Raw genomic sequence first — 16,329 nt, 5'->3', positions numbered from 1 at the left:
TCCTTGAGTCGCGATGAGTCGCGACCCAGCGCAATGTCACTCCAACTTTTTCGCCCTGAGGAGGGCAGTAGATGGCTGGCACGCCCAAGACCCGCGCGATGCTCACCGTCCCCGAGATCTGCGAGGAGCTCGGCATCAGCAGCTCGACCTTCTACGACTGGCGCCTGAAGCGGCGGGCACCCCGCTGCATCAAGCTCCCGAACGGCGCCCTCCGAGTGCGCCGGGTCGACCTGGACCTCTGGCTGAACGAGCACGAGGACGCCGCTTGATGGACACGACGTACAACGTGAAGTTCTGGAAGACCGGCGTCAACGTGGGCAAGCGGAAGACCACCTACACCGTGCGCTGGGAGTTGAACGGTCGGGAGCACCGCCAGACGTTCGTCACGGCGGCCCTCGCCGAGTCCTTCCGGGCCGGGCTGGTGTCCGCGGCGCGGAAGGGGGAGGCGTTCAGTCTCTCCACCGGGCTCCCGGTCTCGCACGCCTCCCAGGCGGCCGGCGTGACGTGGTTCGACTTCGCGATTCAGTTCGTGGACCAGCTCTGGGCGCGGACGTCCGCGAACAACTGGCGGAACGTGGCGAAGGCGCTCACGCCTGTCACGATCGCCATGCTCCGATCTCAGCCCACGGCGTTCAAGGGCGTCGACGTGCGCCGGGCTCTTCGTGAGTACGCCTTCAACACCCTGCGGCGTGGCCAGGCCCCGCCGGAGGTCGCGGTGATCCTGCGGTGGGTGGAGCGGAACTCGCTCACGATGGCGGCCTGGGAGGACGAGAGCACCGTGGAGGCGGTGCTGCGCGCCGCCGGGACGAAGTTGGACGGGACGCCCGTGGCCGCCAGCACGGCGCGGCGCACCAAGCGGGTCCTGAACGTCCTCATCGAGCACGCCATCAAGAGGAAGGTGCTCAAGGAGAACCCGCTCCCGAAGGGGAAAGGCGCCGGCGCTGCCGCGTCCAAGACCTCCTCGGCCGTCGACAAGCGCTCCCTGCTGAACAAGGAGCAGGCCGCCAAGCTCCTGGGCTGGGTCTATGCCCGGCCGAGGGGCGGCCCGCGGCTGCACACCTTCTTCGCCGCGATGTACTACGCCGGCGCCCGACCCGAGGAGGTCGTGGCGATCGACGTCGGTGACGTCCGCCTGCCCGATGTGGAAGCTGACGACCAGTGGGGCGAGCTGCTGCTCCACACCGCCCACCCCGAGGTCGGCAGGCAGTGGACGGACACGGGGGAGGTGCGCGAGCAGCGCGGCCTCAAGGGGCGGGCTGCCGACGACACCCGGACGGTGCCCTGCCGTCCCGCCCTGACGCGGATCCTCCGGGCCCACATCGAGAAGGAGGGGCTGAAGCCCGGCGACCTCCTGATGCAGGGGGAGAAGGGCGGAGATCTCGCCGGGTCCGTGATCCGGCGAGCATGGCGGCGGGCCCGAAAGGAGGTGCTCACCTCGTACGAATTCGGGACCCCGCTTGGCCGCCGCGTGTACGACCTCCGGCACACCTGCCTGACGAACTGGCTCAACGCCGGCGTACCGCCCGCGACCGTGGCCGAGTGGGCGGGCAACAGCGTCCCCGTTCTCCTCGCCACCTACGCCCGGTGCATCGACGGCCAGCTCGACGACCTGAAGCAGCGGATCGAGGGAGCGGGGGAGCTGCCCGACCCCGCTGCGGCGAGGGGCTGAAAACTCCACCGCGTATTCACCGAGGCCACCCGCAGAAATGCGGGATGAGCCGGAGCCAGCCGGGTATGTCCGCTGCCCGTCAGGGGACGTACCCGGCTCCGCCCCGCTTTCTAGAAACCTGCTCTGACCAGCAAAAAGACCCTCCCGAAGGAGGGTCTTACGCGGAGCGCCCCCGGCAGGACTCGAACCTGCGGCCAAGTGCTTAGAAGGCACCTGCTCTATCCACTGAGCTACGGGGGCCGGGTGGTGGCCGTGTGGCCAGGAGCCCCTTGTGGGTGGGGTGTGGCCTGCCGGGACAAGGATAGGGCTCCGATCGCCTTGGCCCGGTTGCTTCACCTGCGTGGCACGATGTGGAGGTTCGGTGAAGCGGAACGATAATCGCAGGCAGGTGCGATTCGCGCAGCGCTTTTCGCACCGCTCGGGGCGGGTGTTGTGCACTCGTTATGCCTGAGGTTCCGGTCACCACCCCTCTCTTCGGCGCGCAGGGCCGCAATAGGCTTCAAAAACACTCATAAATTGGGCATTCTTCGCATGTGGTGACCTTGGACGAACGGCCTCAGCTGATCGACGCACTCTCCGCCCTGCGCGACCGTGTCGCCGCCGTGCGCCTTCCTCTTCCCCTTCCCGACACACCACGCGCCCGGCAGACCCGGGCCGAGCTGCTCGCTCAGCTCGACGACTATCTGGTGCCCCGGCTCAAAGATCCCGACGCCCCGCTGCTCGCCGTCGTCGGCGGGTCCACCGGGGCGGGCAAGTCCACGCTCGTCAACTCCCTTGTCGGGCGGCGCGTCAGCGAGTCCGGTGTGCTCCGCCCCACCACCCGCACCCCCGTGCTCGTCTGCCACCCCGAGGACCACCACTGGTTCGCCGGGATGCGGGTCCTCCCGCAGCTCACCCGTGTCTGGCTGCCCCAGGCCGACGACGACCACGCCGACGACGCCCCACCCCCAGAGGAGAACGCGGTCCGCGTCGAGACCGCCGCCTCCATGCCCCGCGGCCTCGCCCTCCTCGACGCGCCCGACATCGACTCCCTCGTCGTCGAGAACCGGCTCCTCGCCGCCGAGTTGATCTGCGCCGCCGACATCTGGGTGATGGTCACCACCGCCTCGCGGTACGCCGACGCCGTGCCCTGGCACCTCCTCCGTACCGCCAAGGAGTACGACGCCACCCTCGTCACCGTCCTCGACCGTGTCCCCCACCAGGTCATCGGCGAGGTCTCCCGCCAGTACGAGGCCCTCCTCGACAAGGCCGGTCTCGGCGACGTGCCCCGCTTCACCATCCCCGAGCTCCCCGAGTCCACCGACGGCGGCAGCGGCCTCCTCCCCGACTCCGCCGTCGCAGCCCTCCGCGGCTGGCTCGCCCACCGCGCCGAGGACCCCGCCGCCCGCCAGCAGGCCGCCGCCCGGACCGCCACCGGCGTCATCGACTCCCTCGACGCCCGCCTCCCCGAACTGGCCGGTGCCGTCGCCGCGCAGTACGCCGCCTCCGTCCGCCTCGGCGGCGCCGTCGAAGCCGCCTACGGCGAACAGGCCAAGCGGGTGCGCGAACAGCTCGGCCGCGGCGCCGTCCTCGCCGGCGACGCCCGCACCCGCTGGCGCGCCTACCCCCGCGACAGCACCGCCGACGAGCTCCTCGACGCCCTCGCCGAGTCCCTCGCCGCCCTCCTCCACTGCGCCGTCTCCGCCGCCGAGGAACGCGTCCGCGACGCCTGGCGCCGCGAACCCGCCGCCGACGCCCTCGGCCCCGCCCGGACCGGCGGCGACCGCGACACGGCCGAGCGGATCGGCGTGGAGGTACGGCGCTGGCGCCGCGTCCTGGAGGAGGTCGCCGAGGAGGAGGTGCGCACCGTCGAGCGCCCCTCCGCCCCCCGTACGGCCGTCCCCGAGGCCGACACCGTCGCCGCGCTCCTCGCCGCCTCCCTCCTCGGCGGCCGCCGGACCCGGGCCGCGGGCGACCGCCTCGCCGAACTCCTCGGCGCCCAGGCCGCCCTGCGCCTGCGCGACAAGGGCGGCGAACTCGTCCTCTCGTACGTCGACCGAGTCCTGCACGCCGAACGCGACCGGCGCCTCGCGCCCCTCCAAGCGCTCGACGTGACCCCCGAGCCGCAGGCGGAGCTGATCGCCGCGCTCTCCGTACTGCAGAAGGAGAAGTGACGTGGTGGACGACGACGAGTCGCGCGCCGGTGCCCGTGCCGAGAGGGGAGCAAGGGATGCCGGCGCCCGGACCGGTGCCCGCGCCGGCGCCCCGACCGACGCCCGCACCGGCGCCCAGGCCGGTGCCCAGGCCGGGACTCAAGGCGGTGCCCCGACCGGCGCGTGGGCCGGTGCCCCGACCGACGCCCGGGCCGGTGCCCGTACCTGGCTAGACCGCGCAGACCGCCCAGACCGCGCCGACCACGTAGACCGGGCGGACCGCGTAGACGGCGCCGACCACGCCGACCACGCCGACCACGCCGACCGCGGCGACAGCGCCCGTGGCCGCGGTCGCGACCAGCCCGGCCGCTGGGACGACGGGCTGATCGCGCGCCGCGCCGCCGAGCGGAGCGCCGCCGTCGCCGACGTGCCTCCCGGCGCGGACGACCCGCAGGAGCCCGACACCCTGCCGCCCCTCGGCGGGAGTTACGGCGGGCCCCTCCGCGCCCGCCTCGACGCCCTCCATGAACTCGTCGGGCTCTCCCGTACGCGGGTCGAGAGCGAGGCGCTCGCCGAGGCCGGGCGGGTGCTCGACGAGGCCGCCGCCCGGCAGCGGCTCTCCTCCCGGCACACCGTGATCGCGATCGCGGGCGCCACCGGCAGCGGCAAGTCCACGCTCTTCAACGCCCTCGCCGGGGTCCCCGTGTCCGAGACCGGACTCCGCCGCCCCACCACCTCCGCGCCCATCGCGCTCTCGTGGTCCGAGGGCGCCGCCGGGCTGCTCGACCGGCTCGCCGTCCCCAGCCGGCTGCGCCGCCGGCCGCTCGCGGGCGGCGCCGCCGACGCCGGGCTCCAGGGGCTCGTCCTCATCGACCTCCCCGACCACGACTCGGCGGTCACCGCGCACCGCGACCAGGTCGACCGTGTCCTCGGCCTCGTCGACGCCGTCATCTGGGTCGTCGACCCCGAGAAGTACGCCGACGCCGCGCTCCACGAGCGCTACCTCCGGCCGCTCGCCGGGCACGCCGAGGTCACGTTCGTCGTCCTCAACCAGATCGACCGGCTCGGTACGGAGGCCGCCGACCTGGTCCTCGACGACCTCCGCCGGCTCCTCGACGAGGACGGCGTCGCGCTCGGCGAGCACGGCGAACCCGGTGCCACCGTCCTCGCCGTCTCCGCCCTGACCGGTGAGGGCGTACCCGAACTGCGGGACATGGTCGCCGGATTCGTCCAGGAACGTACCGCCCCCGAGCGCCGGCTCGCCGCCGACGTCGACGCCGCGGCGGCCCGACTCCGTCCCGCGTACCTCGGCGAGGGCAGGTCCGGGCTCGACGAGCGTGCCCGCGACGCGTTCACCGACCGGCTGGCCGCCGCCGTCGGCGCCCAGGCCGCCGGAGAGGCCGCCGAACGGGTCTGGCGCCGCGGCGCCATCCGTGCCTGCGGCACCCCCTGGCTGCGCCTCTACCGCTGGTACGAGCGGGTCCGTGAGCACGGCTCCACCGACCGGCACCTCGCCATGCCGGTCGAGGAGGAACTGACGGCCCGCCAGCGCGTGGAGCAGGCGGTACGGGTCGTCGCCGACGAGGCCTCCCGCGGTCTCCCGGCCTCCTGGGCGCAGGCCGTGCGCGAGGCGGCGGCGCGCGGGGCGGAAGGGCTGCCCGAGGCGCTGGACGAGCTCACGGTCACCATCGGCGACGCGGCGGCCCGGCCGCCCCGCCCCGCCTGGTGGCCCGCGGCCGTCCTCGCCCAGGCCGTGATGACGCTCCTGCAGATCTTCGGCGCGCTCTGGCTGGTGGGCCAGATCGTCGGCGTCGTCGAGCCGGGGCTGCTCCCGCCGGTCCTCGTCATGCTCGGCGGCATCGTCGGCGGACCGCTCGTCGAATGGGCCTGCGAGGGGGCCGTCAAGGGGCCCGCGCGACGGTACGGGCAGGAGGCCGAACGCCGCCTGCGCGAGGCGGCGGCGGCCTGCGGCCGGGCCCGGGTGCTCGACCCGGTGGCGGCGGAGCTGATGCGCTACCGCGAGGTGCGCGAGCAGTACGCGACCGTGGTGGGCACGCGTCCGTCGGCACGGATCGTCGGCGGAAGCCGCGGCGGTACGGGGCGGCTGGGCGCGACGCGGACGGGGGTACGGGGGAGGTAGCGGCGTCCTCTTGCTTGGAGGCTCTCACCGGAGGCCTCCCGGACGCCAGGCCTCCGGTACCCCCCTTTCGGGTGGGGGAGTTGTCCACATTCCTGCCCCTGTCCACAGCCCCCGGCGGCGTCTTCTCCGGAGCCCCACGATGGTGTCCGACCGGTGAAGAGACAGCAGCGTGAACGCAGGTTGGGGGAACGGACCATGAACGACACGACCGTGACGCTCGTCGGCAACGTGGCGACGGCGGTGGAGTACCGGGACACGGCGACGGGCGGGGTCGCCAGGTTCCGCTTCGCGGTGACGGCGCGCCGCTGGGACCGTGAGAAGGGGCTCTGGTCCGACGGGCCCACCAGCTTCTACACGGTGTCGGCCTGGCGTTCCCTCGGGGCCAATCTGGCGGCCTCGGTGTCCGTCGGGGAACCGCTCGTGGTGCACGGCAGGCTGAGGGTGCGTGAGGACGAGCGGGACGGGCAGCGCAAGACCTTCGTGGACGTGGCGGCGCTCGCCGTGGGCCACGATCTGAGCCGGGGTACGGCGGCCTTCCGGCGGGCGGCACGGCCGCTCAGCGCCGAGGCACAGCCTGGAGCTTGGCCGGGAGAGGGGCCGGGAGCCGGTCCTGGAGCCGAGCCGGGGACCGGGCCTCGGACGGAACCGCAGGTGGGGGCGGTGGAGAGAGCTCCGGCGCTCGGTCCGGCGCCGGAGCGGGATCCTTGGGCGGTGGCGGCGGAGGAGGCCGCGGCGGAGTCCGCGACGCGGTTGGTGACCGTGCCCTGACCTTGTGTTGTGACGATTTGTCGACCAACTCGCCCTGCGTGATAACGATTCCGATTCGGAATGGTTATCTGACCGTATGGCCGGGCACCGGGGGGTTCCGCATCCCTAGGATTCCCGGGTACTCATGTGGCACGTGAGCCCATCGGGTCTGTGATCTGCTGGCGTGCGCTCCCCCCACGCGAAACCAGTCCATGGTTCGTGGAGCGACTCGCCCGGAGGGGAAAGCAATGTATTCAGTTCGTGGACGAGGCGCCGCGCGTCTCGCCGCAGCCGCCCTCGTCTCTGGCCTTGTCATGGCCGGTGCGATAGCGACCGCCGGTCCGGCGCTGGCCGACGACGGTGCCCCGGGCACCGGAGGCGTGACGGCCAAGCTCGGCGGCATGACCGACCGGGACGACGTCGTGATCGCCGAGAAGAACGGCGAGAAGTGGGGCGTCAAGGGCGGCCTCTTCAAGATGCAGGTCGAGGGCGGGGGCACTCTCCAGACCTACTGCATCGACCTCCGGACGCCGGCCAAGCACGACTTCGACTACAAGGAAGTCGGCTGGGACGAGTCCTCCCTGCACAACAACGACAACGCCGGAAAGATCCTCTGGATCCTCGAGAACGGCTACCCGAAGCTCTCCGCCGAGGAGCTCGGCAAGAAGCTCGACGTCGACCTGTCCAAGGACGAGGCCGCCGCGGCCACCCAGGCCGCCATCTGGACCCTGTCCGACGACGTGACGGCGACGCCGAAGAGCCCCGACGCCCGGAAGCTCACCGAGCAGCTCCTGAAGGACGCGGTCAAGCTCGAGGAGCCGAAGGCCTCCCTCTCGCTCTCCCCGTCCTCGGTCGCGGGCAAGGCCGGTGACCGCCTCGGCCCGATCACCGTCTCCACCAACGCCCAGATCGCCAAGCTGGCGACCGCCCCGGGCACCCCGGACGGCGTCAAGATCGTGGACAAGGACGGCAAGCCCGTCACCGAGGCCAAGAACGGCGACCAGGTCTTCTTCGACGTTCCCGCCGGCACCGCCGACGGCACCGCCGCTCTGACCGCCGAGGCCTCCACCAAGGTCTCCCTGGGCCGCGCCTTCGTCTCCATCGACGGCCCGTCCCAGACCCTGATCCTGGCCGGCTCCAGCGAGTCGACCGTCACCGCCGAGGCCTCGGCCACGTGGGCGAAGAAGGGTGCCGTCCCGGCCGTCACGGTCGCCAAGGACTGCGCCAAGGGCGGCCTCGAGATCATCGCCTCCAACGAGGGCGACGAGGCCTGGACCTTCGACCTGAAGGGCACCTCGTACACCGTCGCCGCCGGTGAGAAGAAGACCATCACGGTCCCGCTCGCCGAGGACGAGGCATACAAGTTCACCATCACCGGCCCGAACGGCTTCGAGGAGACCTTCGAGGGCGTCCTGGACTGCAAGACGGCCACCCCCGGCCCGAAGCCGTCCGAGACCCCCACCACGGAGCCCTCGACCGAGCCGTCGACCGAGCCCTCCCCGTCGACCACCGCTCCCTCGACCGGTGACACCACGGGCGGCACCACCGGCTCCACCACCACCGGTGGCGGCGACCTCGCCGAGACCGGCAGCTCCAACGCCACCCCGATGATCGCCGGCATCGCCGCCGCGCTCGTCGTGATCGGCGGCGGCGCGGTGTTCTTCCTCCGCAAGAAGAAGACCGCCGGCGCCTGATCCCCGGCCCCCGGTGCCGGCCCCGCCGGCACCGGGAAGCCACCCGATCCCGTGGAGTGATCCGCGTCACAGCCTGATCATCCCGTGATCACCGCACGACCCCGGAACGCGTCAGCGTCCGGGGTCGTCGCACGTCCGGGCTCCGTTTCCGCCCGCTACCGCCCGGTACGGCTCCGCCGCGGCCCCCGGGCTCCCGCCCGCCGGGCCCCGTTCCCGCCTTACCGGTTTCCGCCGGAGGGTTCCGGTCAGGCAAGATGGGGTGTATCTGCCCACTCACTCTTTGCCGGACGGTTTCTCTTGGCTGAGTACATCTACACGATGCGCAAGGCGCGCAAGGCGCACGGCGACAAGGTCATCCTCGATGACGTGACGCTGAGCTTCCTGCCGGGCGCGAAGATCGGTGTGGTCGGCCCGAACGGTGCCGGTAAGTCCACCGTTCTGAAGATCATGGCGGGCCTCGAGCAGCCGTCCAACGGTGACGCGTTCCTGTCGCCCGGCTTCACCGTCGGCATGCTCCTCCAGGAGCCGCCGCTCGACGAGTCGAAGACCGTCCTGGAGAACGTGCAGGACGGCGCCGCCGAGGTCATGGGGAAGCTCAAGCGCTTCAACGAGGTCGCGGAGCTCATGGCGACCGACTACTCGGACGCGCTCATGGACGAGATGGGCAAGCTCCAGGAGGACCTGGACCACGCCAACGCCTGGGACCTCGACACGCAGCTCGAGCAGGCCATGGACGCCCTGGGCTGCCCGCCCGGCGACTGGCCCGTCACCAACCTCTCCGGTGGCGAGAAGCGCCGCGTCGCGCTCTGCAAGCTGCTGCTCGAGGCGCCCGACCTGCTCCTCCTCGACGAGCCCACCAACCACCTGGACGCCGAGTCCGTGCAGTGGCTGGAGCAGCACCTCGCCAAGTACCCCGGCACCGTCGTCGCCGTCACCCACGACCGGTACTTCCTCGACAACGTGGCCGAGTGGATCCTCGAGCTCGACCGCGGTCGCGCCCACCCGTACGAGGGCAACTACTCCACCTACCTCGACACCAAGGCCACCCGCCTCAAGGTCGAGGGCCAGAAGGACGCCAAGCGTGCGAAGCGTCTGAAGGAGGAGCTCGAGTGGGTGCGGTCGAACGCCAAGGGGCGTCAGGCCAAGTCCAAGGCCCGTCTCGCGCGCTACGAGGAGATGGCGGCCGAGGCCGACAAGATGCGGAAGCTGGACTTCGAGGAGATCCAGATCCCGCCGGGCCCGCGTCTGGGCTCCATCGTCGTCGAGGTCGAGAACCTCTCCAAGGCCTTCGGCGACAAGGTCCTCATCGACGACCTGAGCTTCACCCTGCCGCGCAACGGCATCGTCGGCGTCATCGGCCCGAACGGCGCCGGCAAGACCACGCTCTTCAAGATGCTCCAGGGTCTGGAGACCCCGGACTCCGGCACCGTCAAGGTCGGCGAGACCGTCAAGATCTCGTACGTCGACCAGAGCCGCGCCAACATCGACCCGAAGAAGACGCTGTGGGCCGTCGTCTCCGACGAGCTCGACTACATCAACGTCGGCCACGTCGAGATGCCCTCCCGCGCCTACGTCTCCGCGTTCGGCTTCAAGGGCCCGGACCAGCAGAAGCCGGCCGGTGTGCTCTCCGGTGGTGAGCGCAACCGTCTGAACCTCGCGCTCACCCTCAAGCAGGGCGGCAACCTGCTGCTCCTCGACGAGCCCACCAACGACCTCGACGTCGAGACCCTCTCCTCGCTGGAGAACGCGCTGCTCGAGTTCCCGGGCGCGGCCGTGGTCATCTCCCACGACCGCTGGTTCCTGGACCGAGTGGCGACGCACATCCTCGCGTACGAGGGTGAGTCGAAGTGGTTCTGGTTCGAGGGCAACTTCGAGTCGTACGAGAAGAACAAGGTCGAGCGTCTCGGCCCGGACGCGGCCCGCCCGCACCGTGCCACGTACAAGAAGCTGACCCGAGGCTGAGCGTGCGCCACATCTACAGCTGTCCCCTGCGCTGGTCGGACATGGACGCCTTCGGGCACGTCAACAACGTCGTCTTCCTGCGGTACCTGGAAGAGGCGCGGATCGACTTCATGTTCCGGCTCGCGCCGGGGGACGGTTCCCCCTCGTTCTCCGGCGGGTCCGTCGTGGCCCGGCACGAGATCGACTACGTGCGGCCGCTGGTCCACCGGCACCAGCCGGTGACCATCGAGTCCTGGGTGACGAAGATAGGCGCGGCGTCGCTGACGATCGCGTACGAGATCAAGGACCCCGAGGTCACGTACGTACGGGCGTCCACGGTCGTCGTGCCCTTCGACCTGGAGGCGCAGCGGCCGCGCAGGATCTCCGCGGAGGAGCGCTCGTTCCTCCAGGAGTACGTCGACGACGGGATGACGTCCGCAGCATGACCGTGCTCGCGCCGCTGCACTTCGCCGACGCCAGGGAGGCGGCGGCCCTCGCCGCCTTCCTGACCCGGCTCGTCCACTACGACCGGGCGGCCGCCGTCCGCCTCCAGGCCGGCGGCGGGGCGCTGGCCGTCTTCGGCAGGCCCGCGACCTTCGAGGTGCTCGCGATCCGTACGGCCCGGCTGGTCGACGCCGTCGACCTCGACGTCACCGTCTCCGCCGGTGAACTCCTCGAAGGCATCGAGGAGTCGGCGGGCAAGGCGGTCGTCCCGGACTCCGTCACCGGGCCCCCGTGGACCGGTGTCCTCCCGCCCCGGGCCGGCTGGCAGCCGGTCGCCGGGCTGCCCGGCGCCGCCGAGATGCGCGGCGCGGTCGCCGCGGCCGTCGCCGAATTCCGGTCGCGGGACGAGGAGTTGCCCGAGGGGCGGCGCACCACGGCCGAGCGCGACCGGATCGGCCGCGAGATCTGGTCCCGGACCCTCGGGCCCACCGGTCTCCCGCTGCGGGCCGTGCACGCCGCTCAGTCGCTCGGCTTCCTGCCGCCCGCGGACTCCGAGGCCCCGGTCGGGCTCTTCGCCTCCGGTCCCTGGCTGCGGCTCCGCACCCCGTACGGCTCGATCGCCGTGCGTACGGTGTCCATGTCGCTGACCGTCACGCCCGGCGGCCCCGCGTGACGGACCTCGTCGTCGAGGTCGACGCGGAGCTCACCGGCGACGAGCTCAACGCCCTCTTCCACGCCGCCTGGCCCGGGCACCGGGACACCGACTTCGGCCCCATCCTCGCCCGCAGCCTTCTCCGGGTCACCGCCCGCCGCGCCGACGGGCTCGTCGGGTACGTGAACGTCGTCGGCGACGGTGGCGTGCACGCCTTCCTCCTCGACACCACCGTCCACCCCGACGAGCGCCGGCAGGGGCTCGGTGTCACCATCGTCCGGGCCGCCGCCGAGGCCGCCCGGCGGCGCGGCGCGCACTGGCTGCACGTGGACTTCGAGCCCCGTCTCACCGCCTTCCACGAGCGCTGCGGCTTCCGGCCGACGGCGGCCGGCCTGATGGATCTGACCGGGCCTCCCGCTCCCGCCGGCCCGCGCGGCTGAACTTCCGCGCTCCCGCCGTCGCGGCCGCGAGGAGCAGTACGGCGAAGACCGCCTGGCCCCAGGGCGGGGACGAGCCCTCCACCGCCGGTGCCACCCGTCGCCGCGGATCGTAGGCGACCCGTACCTCCCCGCCGTCCGGGGCGATCCGGCGGTTCTCCGCCAGGGCCGACGGATAGCCGCCAGGGCAGCGCAGGGTGTGGCGGTACACGGTCCGCTCGCCGCCGCCCTCGCCGACCGACGCGTGCCGCTCCTCGTGGACCTTCACCACGACACAGTCCGCGACCGCCCCGCGCGAGGCCCACTGGTCGGCGGTGGCCACCGTGAGCAGCAGCGCGCCGACCAGGGCCAGTGCGCCCCAGAACCCCGCCACCCCGTCGACGAGCAGGTAGTAGGCCACGGCCGAGGCGAGGACCGCCGCCCCGCCGACCGAGACCGCGACCGTGGTGGACGGCGCCGACGCGCTTCCGAAGGACCAGGCCGACCAGGCGTGGACGGCCGCCACGCAGAACGCGGGCAGGAGCGTGGCCACCCAGGTCCCGGCGCCTGCCCGACTTCCCGCGCCCGACGGACTGCCCGAACCCGTAGATGGCATGGACATCACCCCCGCAGGGTGGGACGTCCGGCGGTGCCCGCCGGTTGCTCAGCTCTCCGCGTCGTCCGGCCACACCCCGATGTGGTCCTGCTCGAGCTCCAGGGCCACCCGGTGCTCCATCCCGAGCGCCTGCGTGTAGTCCGCCGGGAGCTGGAGCCGGCCCGCGCGGTCGAGCATCGCGTACTCCCGGGCCACCAGGGACTCCTTGCCCTGCTCGTCGACCTCGGTGCGGCGCAGCACCTCCGAGGAGGTGCGGCCGTCGCGGATGGCGACCGTGCGGCGGACCTCGGAGGCGACCGCCTGGTCGTGGGTGACGATCACGATCGTCGTGCCCAGCTCCTCGTTGGCGCGGCGGAAGGCCGCGAAGACCTGCTCGCCGGTGGCCGAGTCCAGCTCGCCGGTCGGCTCGTCGGCGAGGAGCACGGCCGGGTTGTTGGCCAGCGCGACCGCGATGGCCACCCGCTGCTGCTGGCCGCCGGAGAGCTGGTGCGGTCGCCGGTCGCGGGCGTCCGCGATGCCCAGCATGCCGAGGAGCTTCTCGGCGCGCTCCGCCTTGTGCTTCGCGCGGCCCTTCAACTGCATCGGCAGCGCCACGTTCTGAGCGGCCGTCAGATAGGGGAGGAGGTTGCGGGCGGTCTGCTGCCAGACGAAGCCGACGACCTCGCGGCGGTAGCGCAGCCGTGCCTTGCCGTCCATCGCGAGCAGATCGGCCCCGGCGACCCGGGCCGCGCCGGCGGTCGGCACGTCCAGTCCGGCGAGGATGTTCATGAGTGTCGACTTGCCGGAGCCGGAGGCGCCGACCAGGGCCATCAACTCGCCTTCCTTCACCAGGAGATCGAGCCCCTGGAGGGCCTGTACCTCCACTCCGTCCGTGGTGAAGATCCGGACGAGCCGGTCGCAGGCGATGAGCGCGTCATGGCCGTACGAGGGCCGGTCGCGCCGCGCGGTCGCCTTCCGCTCCAGCTCCTCCAGGGTGGTGGGGTCGGAGGCGGACCCGGCCGCGCCCGCCCGGATCGACGTGTCGGTCTTCGTCATCGTGCGTCTCCTGCCCTGAGTTCCTTGATCGAGCCCTTGCGTCCCGCCCACCAGGCCTGTCCGGCCGCCGCCACCGCAGTGATCAGGACGACGGCGACCGCCGGCACCACCAGCGACCACGGGTCCGCCCGCAGCGGCGCGCTGTCCAGCGGGGCGAATCCCGGTGTCGTCGCGAGCGCGAGCCGGAACAGGTCGATGCCGGGCGCGAGCAGCGGCACCGTCGCCCAGCCGACGAGCGTGCCGCCGACCGCCGCGAGGATCGCCTGCGGCAGCGCCTCCAGACCGAGCAGCCGCCGGCCCTGCCTGCGGGTCAGGCCCATCGTCCGCAGCCGGGCGAGGAGCGTGGTCCGTTCCGGTGCGCTCTGCATCAGCGAGAGCAGTACGGCCACGACGGCGAACCCGGCGCCCGCGCCGATCGCTCCCAGGTACATCCGCTCGGCGCCCGACTGGAGCGGCGAGTCCACATAGCCGGCCCGCTCCTCGGTCCGCATCGACACCAGGAGCGCGTCGGACTTCGCCTTCACCACGGCCCGCAGCGCGGCACCGTCCTCCGGGCCCGTGACGAGCAGGGCCGTGTTCGTCCGGTGGGTGAGGTCGGCGGCGTTGACCAGCAGGAAGTCGGCGCCCTGCAGGGCGGGGGTGTTCGGCCGGACGGCGACGATCCGCACCCGGAACACCCCGGCCGCCGACACGATCTCCTGCGGCGTGCCGCCGAGCCGCCGAGCGACCGAGGGCGAGGCGATCGCGGGCAGCACCCGCTCCGTGTCCGCCGCGGCCTCCTTGCCGCCCTTGCCCGTCGACGCGAGCAGCGCCGCCGGGAAGGCACCGAAACCGGTCCGCTGCGTGAGCCGCGTGTACGAGCCGGGCTCGACGCCCACGAGCGCCGAGCTCATCGGCTGGGCGGAGGTGTTCCCGGGGGACGGCAGCGACACCCCGTACTCGATCTGCAGCGGCGCCACGTCCCGTACGCCCGCCGTCCCGCGCACCGCCTCGGTGAGGTCCGCCGGCACCGGGGTCCACTCGACCGAGCCGTCGATCCGGGCGTCCGCTCCGGTCGCCAGAAGCGCGGCCCGGTCGCGGGCGTCGGCGACGCCGGCCAGGACGGAGCCGCCGAAGGCCGCCGTGGTCAGGGCGAGGACGAGCGCGAGCAGGGGCAGCGTGCCCGCCGAGGACGTGCGTCCGGCGCGGGCCAGGGCCAGCGGGCCGACGGCCCCGCGCAGCCGGCGGGCCGGGCGGGCCGCCCACCGCAGGGGCAGCGGATAGATCCGTACGAGCACCATGGCGGCGATCAGGCCGACGAGCACCGGGGCGGCGCTCACCAGATGGTCCCCGGAGTCCGCGGTGCCGCGGAGCCGCAGCGAGGCGACCGCGCCCACGGCCAGCACGAGCACGGTGAGTTCGAAGACGGTACGGCGCCGGGAGGGGCGGGCGCTGAGCAGGTCGTCGCGACCGCCGTGCAGCCGCGGGCGCCGGTGCACGACGACGGCACGCAGCGGCAGGACCAGCATCGCGACGAGGGCGACGGCGGCGGTGGCGAGGACCGAGGGGAGCAGCGGGATTCCGCCGAACGGGCCGCCGGACCCGCCGTCGGGGCCTCGTACGGTCACCACCGCGAGTCCCAGGGCGAGCGCCGCGGCCGGTACGGCGACCGCCGAGGTCTCGCCGAGCAGGCGCAGCCCGATCCCGGTGAGCGAGGCGCCCCGGGAACGGATCAGGGCCAGTTCGCTGTCCCGGCGGGCGACGAAGAGCCCGCCGGTCATGGCGAGGACGACGGCCGCGACCGCCCCGATCCCGAAGACGGCGACGGCCACGACCGGATTGATCGCCTCGCGCATCGAGCCGTACGCGTCGACGATCGAGTCCAGTTCGGTGATCAGCGCACCGGTGGGTCCCACGACCTCGCGCAGCTTGACCAGATCGGGGCCGCCGGCCGCCGAGTCGAGCGCCGCGCCGAGACGGTCGGTGTCCCGCCCGGTGAGGTGCCCGACGGTGGGCATGTACCGGAAGAAGACCTCCGGCTCACCGGTGGTGGAGAGCATCGCGGGTGCCGAGGTGGGGGAGAGCAGCAGCGCTCCCTGCCAGTAGTACTTGATCTCCTCGCCGACCAGGGGAGCGAGCGCCGGGGTGCGCAGCAGCGGCTCCACCGCCCAGTACGGGCCTTCGGGGCCGCGCGGCTCCACGATCCCGGTGATCGTCAGGGCGATCGGTTCGGCGCTGACCCGGCCCGGTACGTGCACGACGGAGCCGGGCTTCAGGCGCAGGGCCTCGGCGGTCTTCACGGTCACCGCCGCTTCCGGCGCGCGGGCCGTGCCCGCGGGGAGGCGGCCCGCGCGCAGCGTGGTGTGTTCCGTCAGGTCCGACGGGGAGGAGAGCACGAACTGGGGGGAGATGCCGTCCGGCCGGGGCAGCCACGGGTCGAGCCCGTCGACCCGCTTGACCGTGCGCAGGCCGTGGACGGTCTGTTCCGGGTCGGTCCGCAGCGGCTCGGGCAGCAGGGCCCGGGCCTCGTCGCGCTGCTTCCGCAGCACGGCCGGGGCCAGGCCCGCCTCGCGGACGGGCAGGTCGAGTTCCAGGCCCGGCGGCTCGGCGGTCAGTTCGAGGACGCTGTTGCGGGGGGCGGTGGTCCGGACGTCGTGCCGCAGCCCCTCGGTCTCGTACGCGTCGACGGCGCGCGGCAGCGCGGCCGCGAGGTAGGCGGTGACGAGGACGAGGGCGGCGAGGGAGGCGGCGGCCCAGGGCGCGGTCCGTAGCCGGGTCCGCACCCAGGGCGCCACGGCGCGGGCGGGCTTCTCGGACCGGGGCGACCGGGGCGACCGGGACCGGGACATGTCGGGTGCCTTCCT

The 16,329-nt window shown here is 72.9% G+C and carries 13 protein-coding genes and 1 tRNA gene; 10 read left to right on the top strand and 4 right to left on the bottom strand.

All coding sequences use genetic code 11. The features are described from left to right. Window positions 1–71 precede the first annotated feature (71 nt). Window positions 72–269 carry a helix-turn-helix domain-containing protein gene (locus ACFQ79_RS17105; RefSeq protein WP_328487240.1) on the top strand — a complete coding sequence of 66 codons (198 nt, stop codon included), beginning with the start codon at window positions 72–74 and terminating at the stop codon, window positions 267–269. After that, complete coding sequence (locus ACFQ79_RS17100; RefSeq protein ID WP_383584023.1) at window positions 269–1,669, top strand: tyrosine-type recombinase/integrase; 1,401 nt, start codon at window positions 269–271, stop codon at window positions 1,667–1,669. Before ACFQ79_RS17105 ends, ACFQ79_RS17100 begins: the two co-directional genes overlap by 1 nt. Before the next feature lie 167 nt (window positions 1,670–1,836). Here ACFQ79_RS17100 and ACFQ79_RS17095 read toward each other — a convergent pair. Beyond that, window positions 1,837–1,909, bottom strand: a tRNA-Arg gene (locus ACFQ79_RS17095). A 302-nt stretch (window positions 1,910–2,211) separates the two neighbouring features. On the opposite strand from ACFQ79_RS17095, the gene ACFQ79_RS17090 reads away from it, so the two are divergent. From ACFQ79_RS17090 to ACFQ79_RS17055, 8 genes are all read left to right on the top strand, one after another. Then, on the top strand, window positions 2,212–3,822 hold the full coding sequence (locus ACFQ79_RS17090) for a dynamin family protein (protein WP_383584095.1): 1,611 nt from the start codon (window positions 2,212–2,214) through the stop codon (window positions 3,820–3,822). 1 nt (window position 3,823) lies between these two features. Beyond that, window positions 3,824–5,941: a GTPase gene (locus tag ACFQ79_RS17085; protein WP_383584020.1), complete on the top strand. Its 2,118-nt coding sequence runs from the start codon at window positions 3,824–3,826 to the stop codon at window positions 5,939–5,941. 195 nt (window positions 5,942–6,136) lie between these two features. After that, window positions 6,137–6,709 carry a single-stranded DNA-binding protein gene (locus ACFQ79_RS17080; protein WP_383584018.1) on the top strand — a complete coding sequence of 191 codons (573 nt, stop codon included), beginning with the start codon at window positions 6,137–6,139 and terminating at the stop codon, window positions 6,707–6,709. 227 nt (window positions 6,710–6,936) lie between these two features. Further along, window positions 6,937–8,382 carry a Cys-Gln thioester bond-forming surface protein gene (locus tag ACFQ79_RS17075; protein WP_383584015.1) on the top strand — a complete coding sequence of 482 codons (1,446 nt, stop codon included), beginning with the start codon at window positions 6,937–6,939 and terminating at the stop codon, window positions 8,380–8,382. Window positions 8,383–8,679: 297 nt separating this feature from the next. Continuing rightward, complete coding sequence (gene ettA / locus ACFQ79_RS17070; RefSeq protein ID WP_383584012.1) at window positions 8,680–10,344, top strand: energy-dependent translational throttle protein EttA; 1,665 nt, start codon at window positions 8,680–8,682, stop codon at window positions 10,342–10,344. A gap of 2 nt (window positions 10,345–10,346) precedes the next feature. After that, window positions 10,347–10,769 carry an acyl-CoA thioesterase gene (locus ACFQ79_RS17065; RefSeq protein ID WP_383584010.1) on the top strand — a complete coding sequence of 141 codons (423 nt, stop codon included), beginning with the start codon at window positions 10,347–10,349 and terminating at the stop codon, window positions 10,767–10,769. Beyond that, complete coding sequence (locus ACFQ79_RS17060; RefSeq protein ID WP_383584007.1) at window positions 10,766–11,440, top strand: hypothetical protein; 675 nt, start codon at window positions 10,766–10,768, stop codon at window positions 11,438–11,440. The genes ACFQ79_RS17065 and ACFQ79_RS17060 overlap by 4 nt, the downstream gene beginning before the upstream one ends. Further along, window positions 11,437–11,859 (top strand): GNAT family N-acetyltransferase, encoded by a 423-nt coding sequence (locus ACFQ79_RS17055; protein ID WP_383584004.1) that lies wholly within the window; start codon window positions 11,437–11,439, stop codon window positions 11,857–11,859. The genes ACFQ79_RS17060 and ACFQ79_RS17055 overlap by 4 nt, the downstream gene beginning before the upstream one ends. On the opposite strand, the gene ACFQ79_RS17050 is transcribed toward ACFQ79_RS17055, so the two are convergent. The 3 genes from ACFQ79_RS17050 to ACFQ79_RS17040 form a co-directional block, all read right to left on the bottom strand. Continuing rightward, window positions 11,765–12,388, bottom strand: a complete 624-nt coding sequence (locus ACFQ79_RS17050; protein WP_383584001.1) for a hypothetical protein — start codon at window positions 12,386–12,388, stop codon at window positions 11,765–11,767. The genes ACFQ79_RS17055 and ACFQ79_RS17050 overlap by 95 nt on opposite strands. Window positions 12,389–12,499: 111 nt before the next feature. Continuing rightward, the gene (locus ACFQ79_RS17045) at window positions 12,500–13,486 is read right to left on the bottom strand and encodes an ABC transporter ATP-binding protein (protein WP_383583998.1); all 987 of its coding nucleotides are present in this window, start codon (window positions 13,484–13,486) and stop codon (window positions 12,500–12,502) included. After that, window positions 13,483–16,314: an FtsX-like permease family protein gene (locus ACFQ79_RS17040; protein ID WP_383584093.1), complete on the bottom strand. Its 2,832-nt coding sequence runs from the start codon at window positions 16,312–16,314 to the stop codon at window positions 13,483–13,485. The genes ACFQ79_RS17045 and ACFQ79_RS17040 overlap by 4 nt, the downstream gene beginning before the upstream one ends. Between the last annotated feature and the right edge of the window lie 15 nt (window positions 16,315–16,329).

Source organism: Streptomyces sp. NPDC056480, assembly GCF_042795405.1.
Lineage (GTDB): Bacteria > Actinomycetota > Actinomycetes > Streptomycetales > Streptomycetaceae > Streptomyces.
The sequence above is the reverse complement of the archived record's forward strand: the minus strand, read 5'-3'. Positions and strand labels throughout refer to the sequence as shown.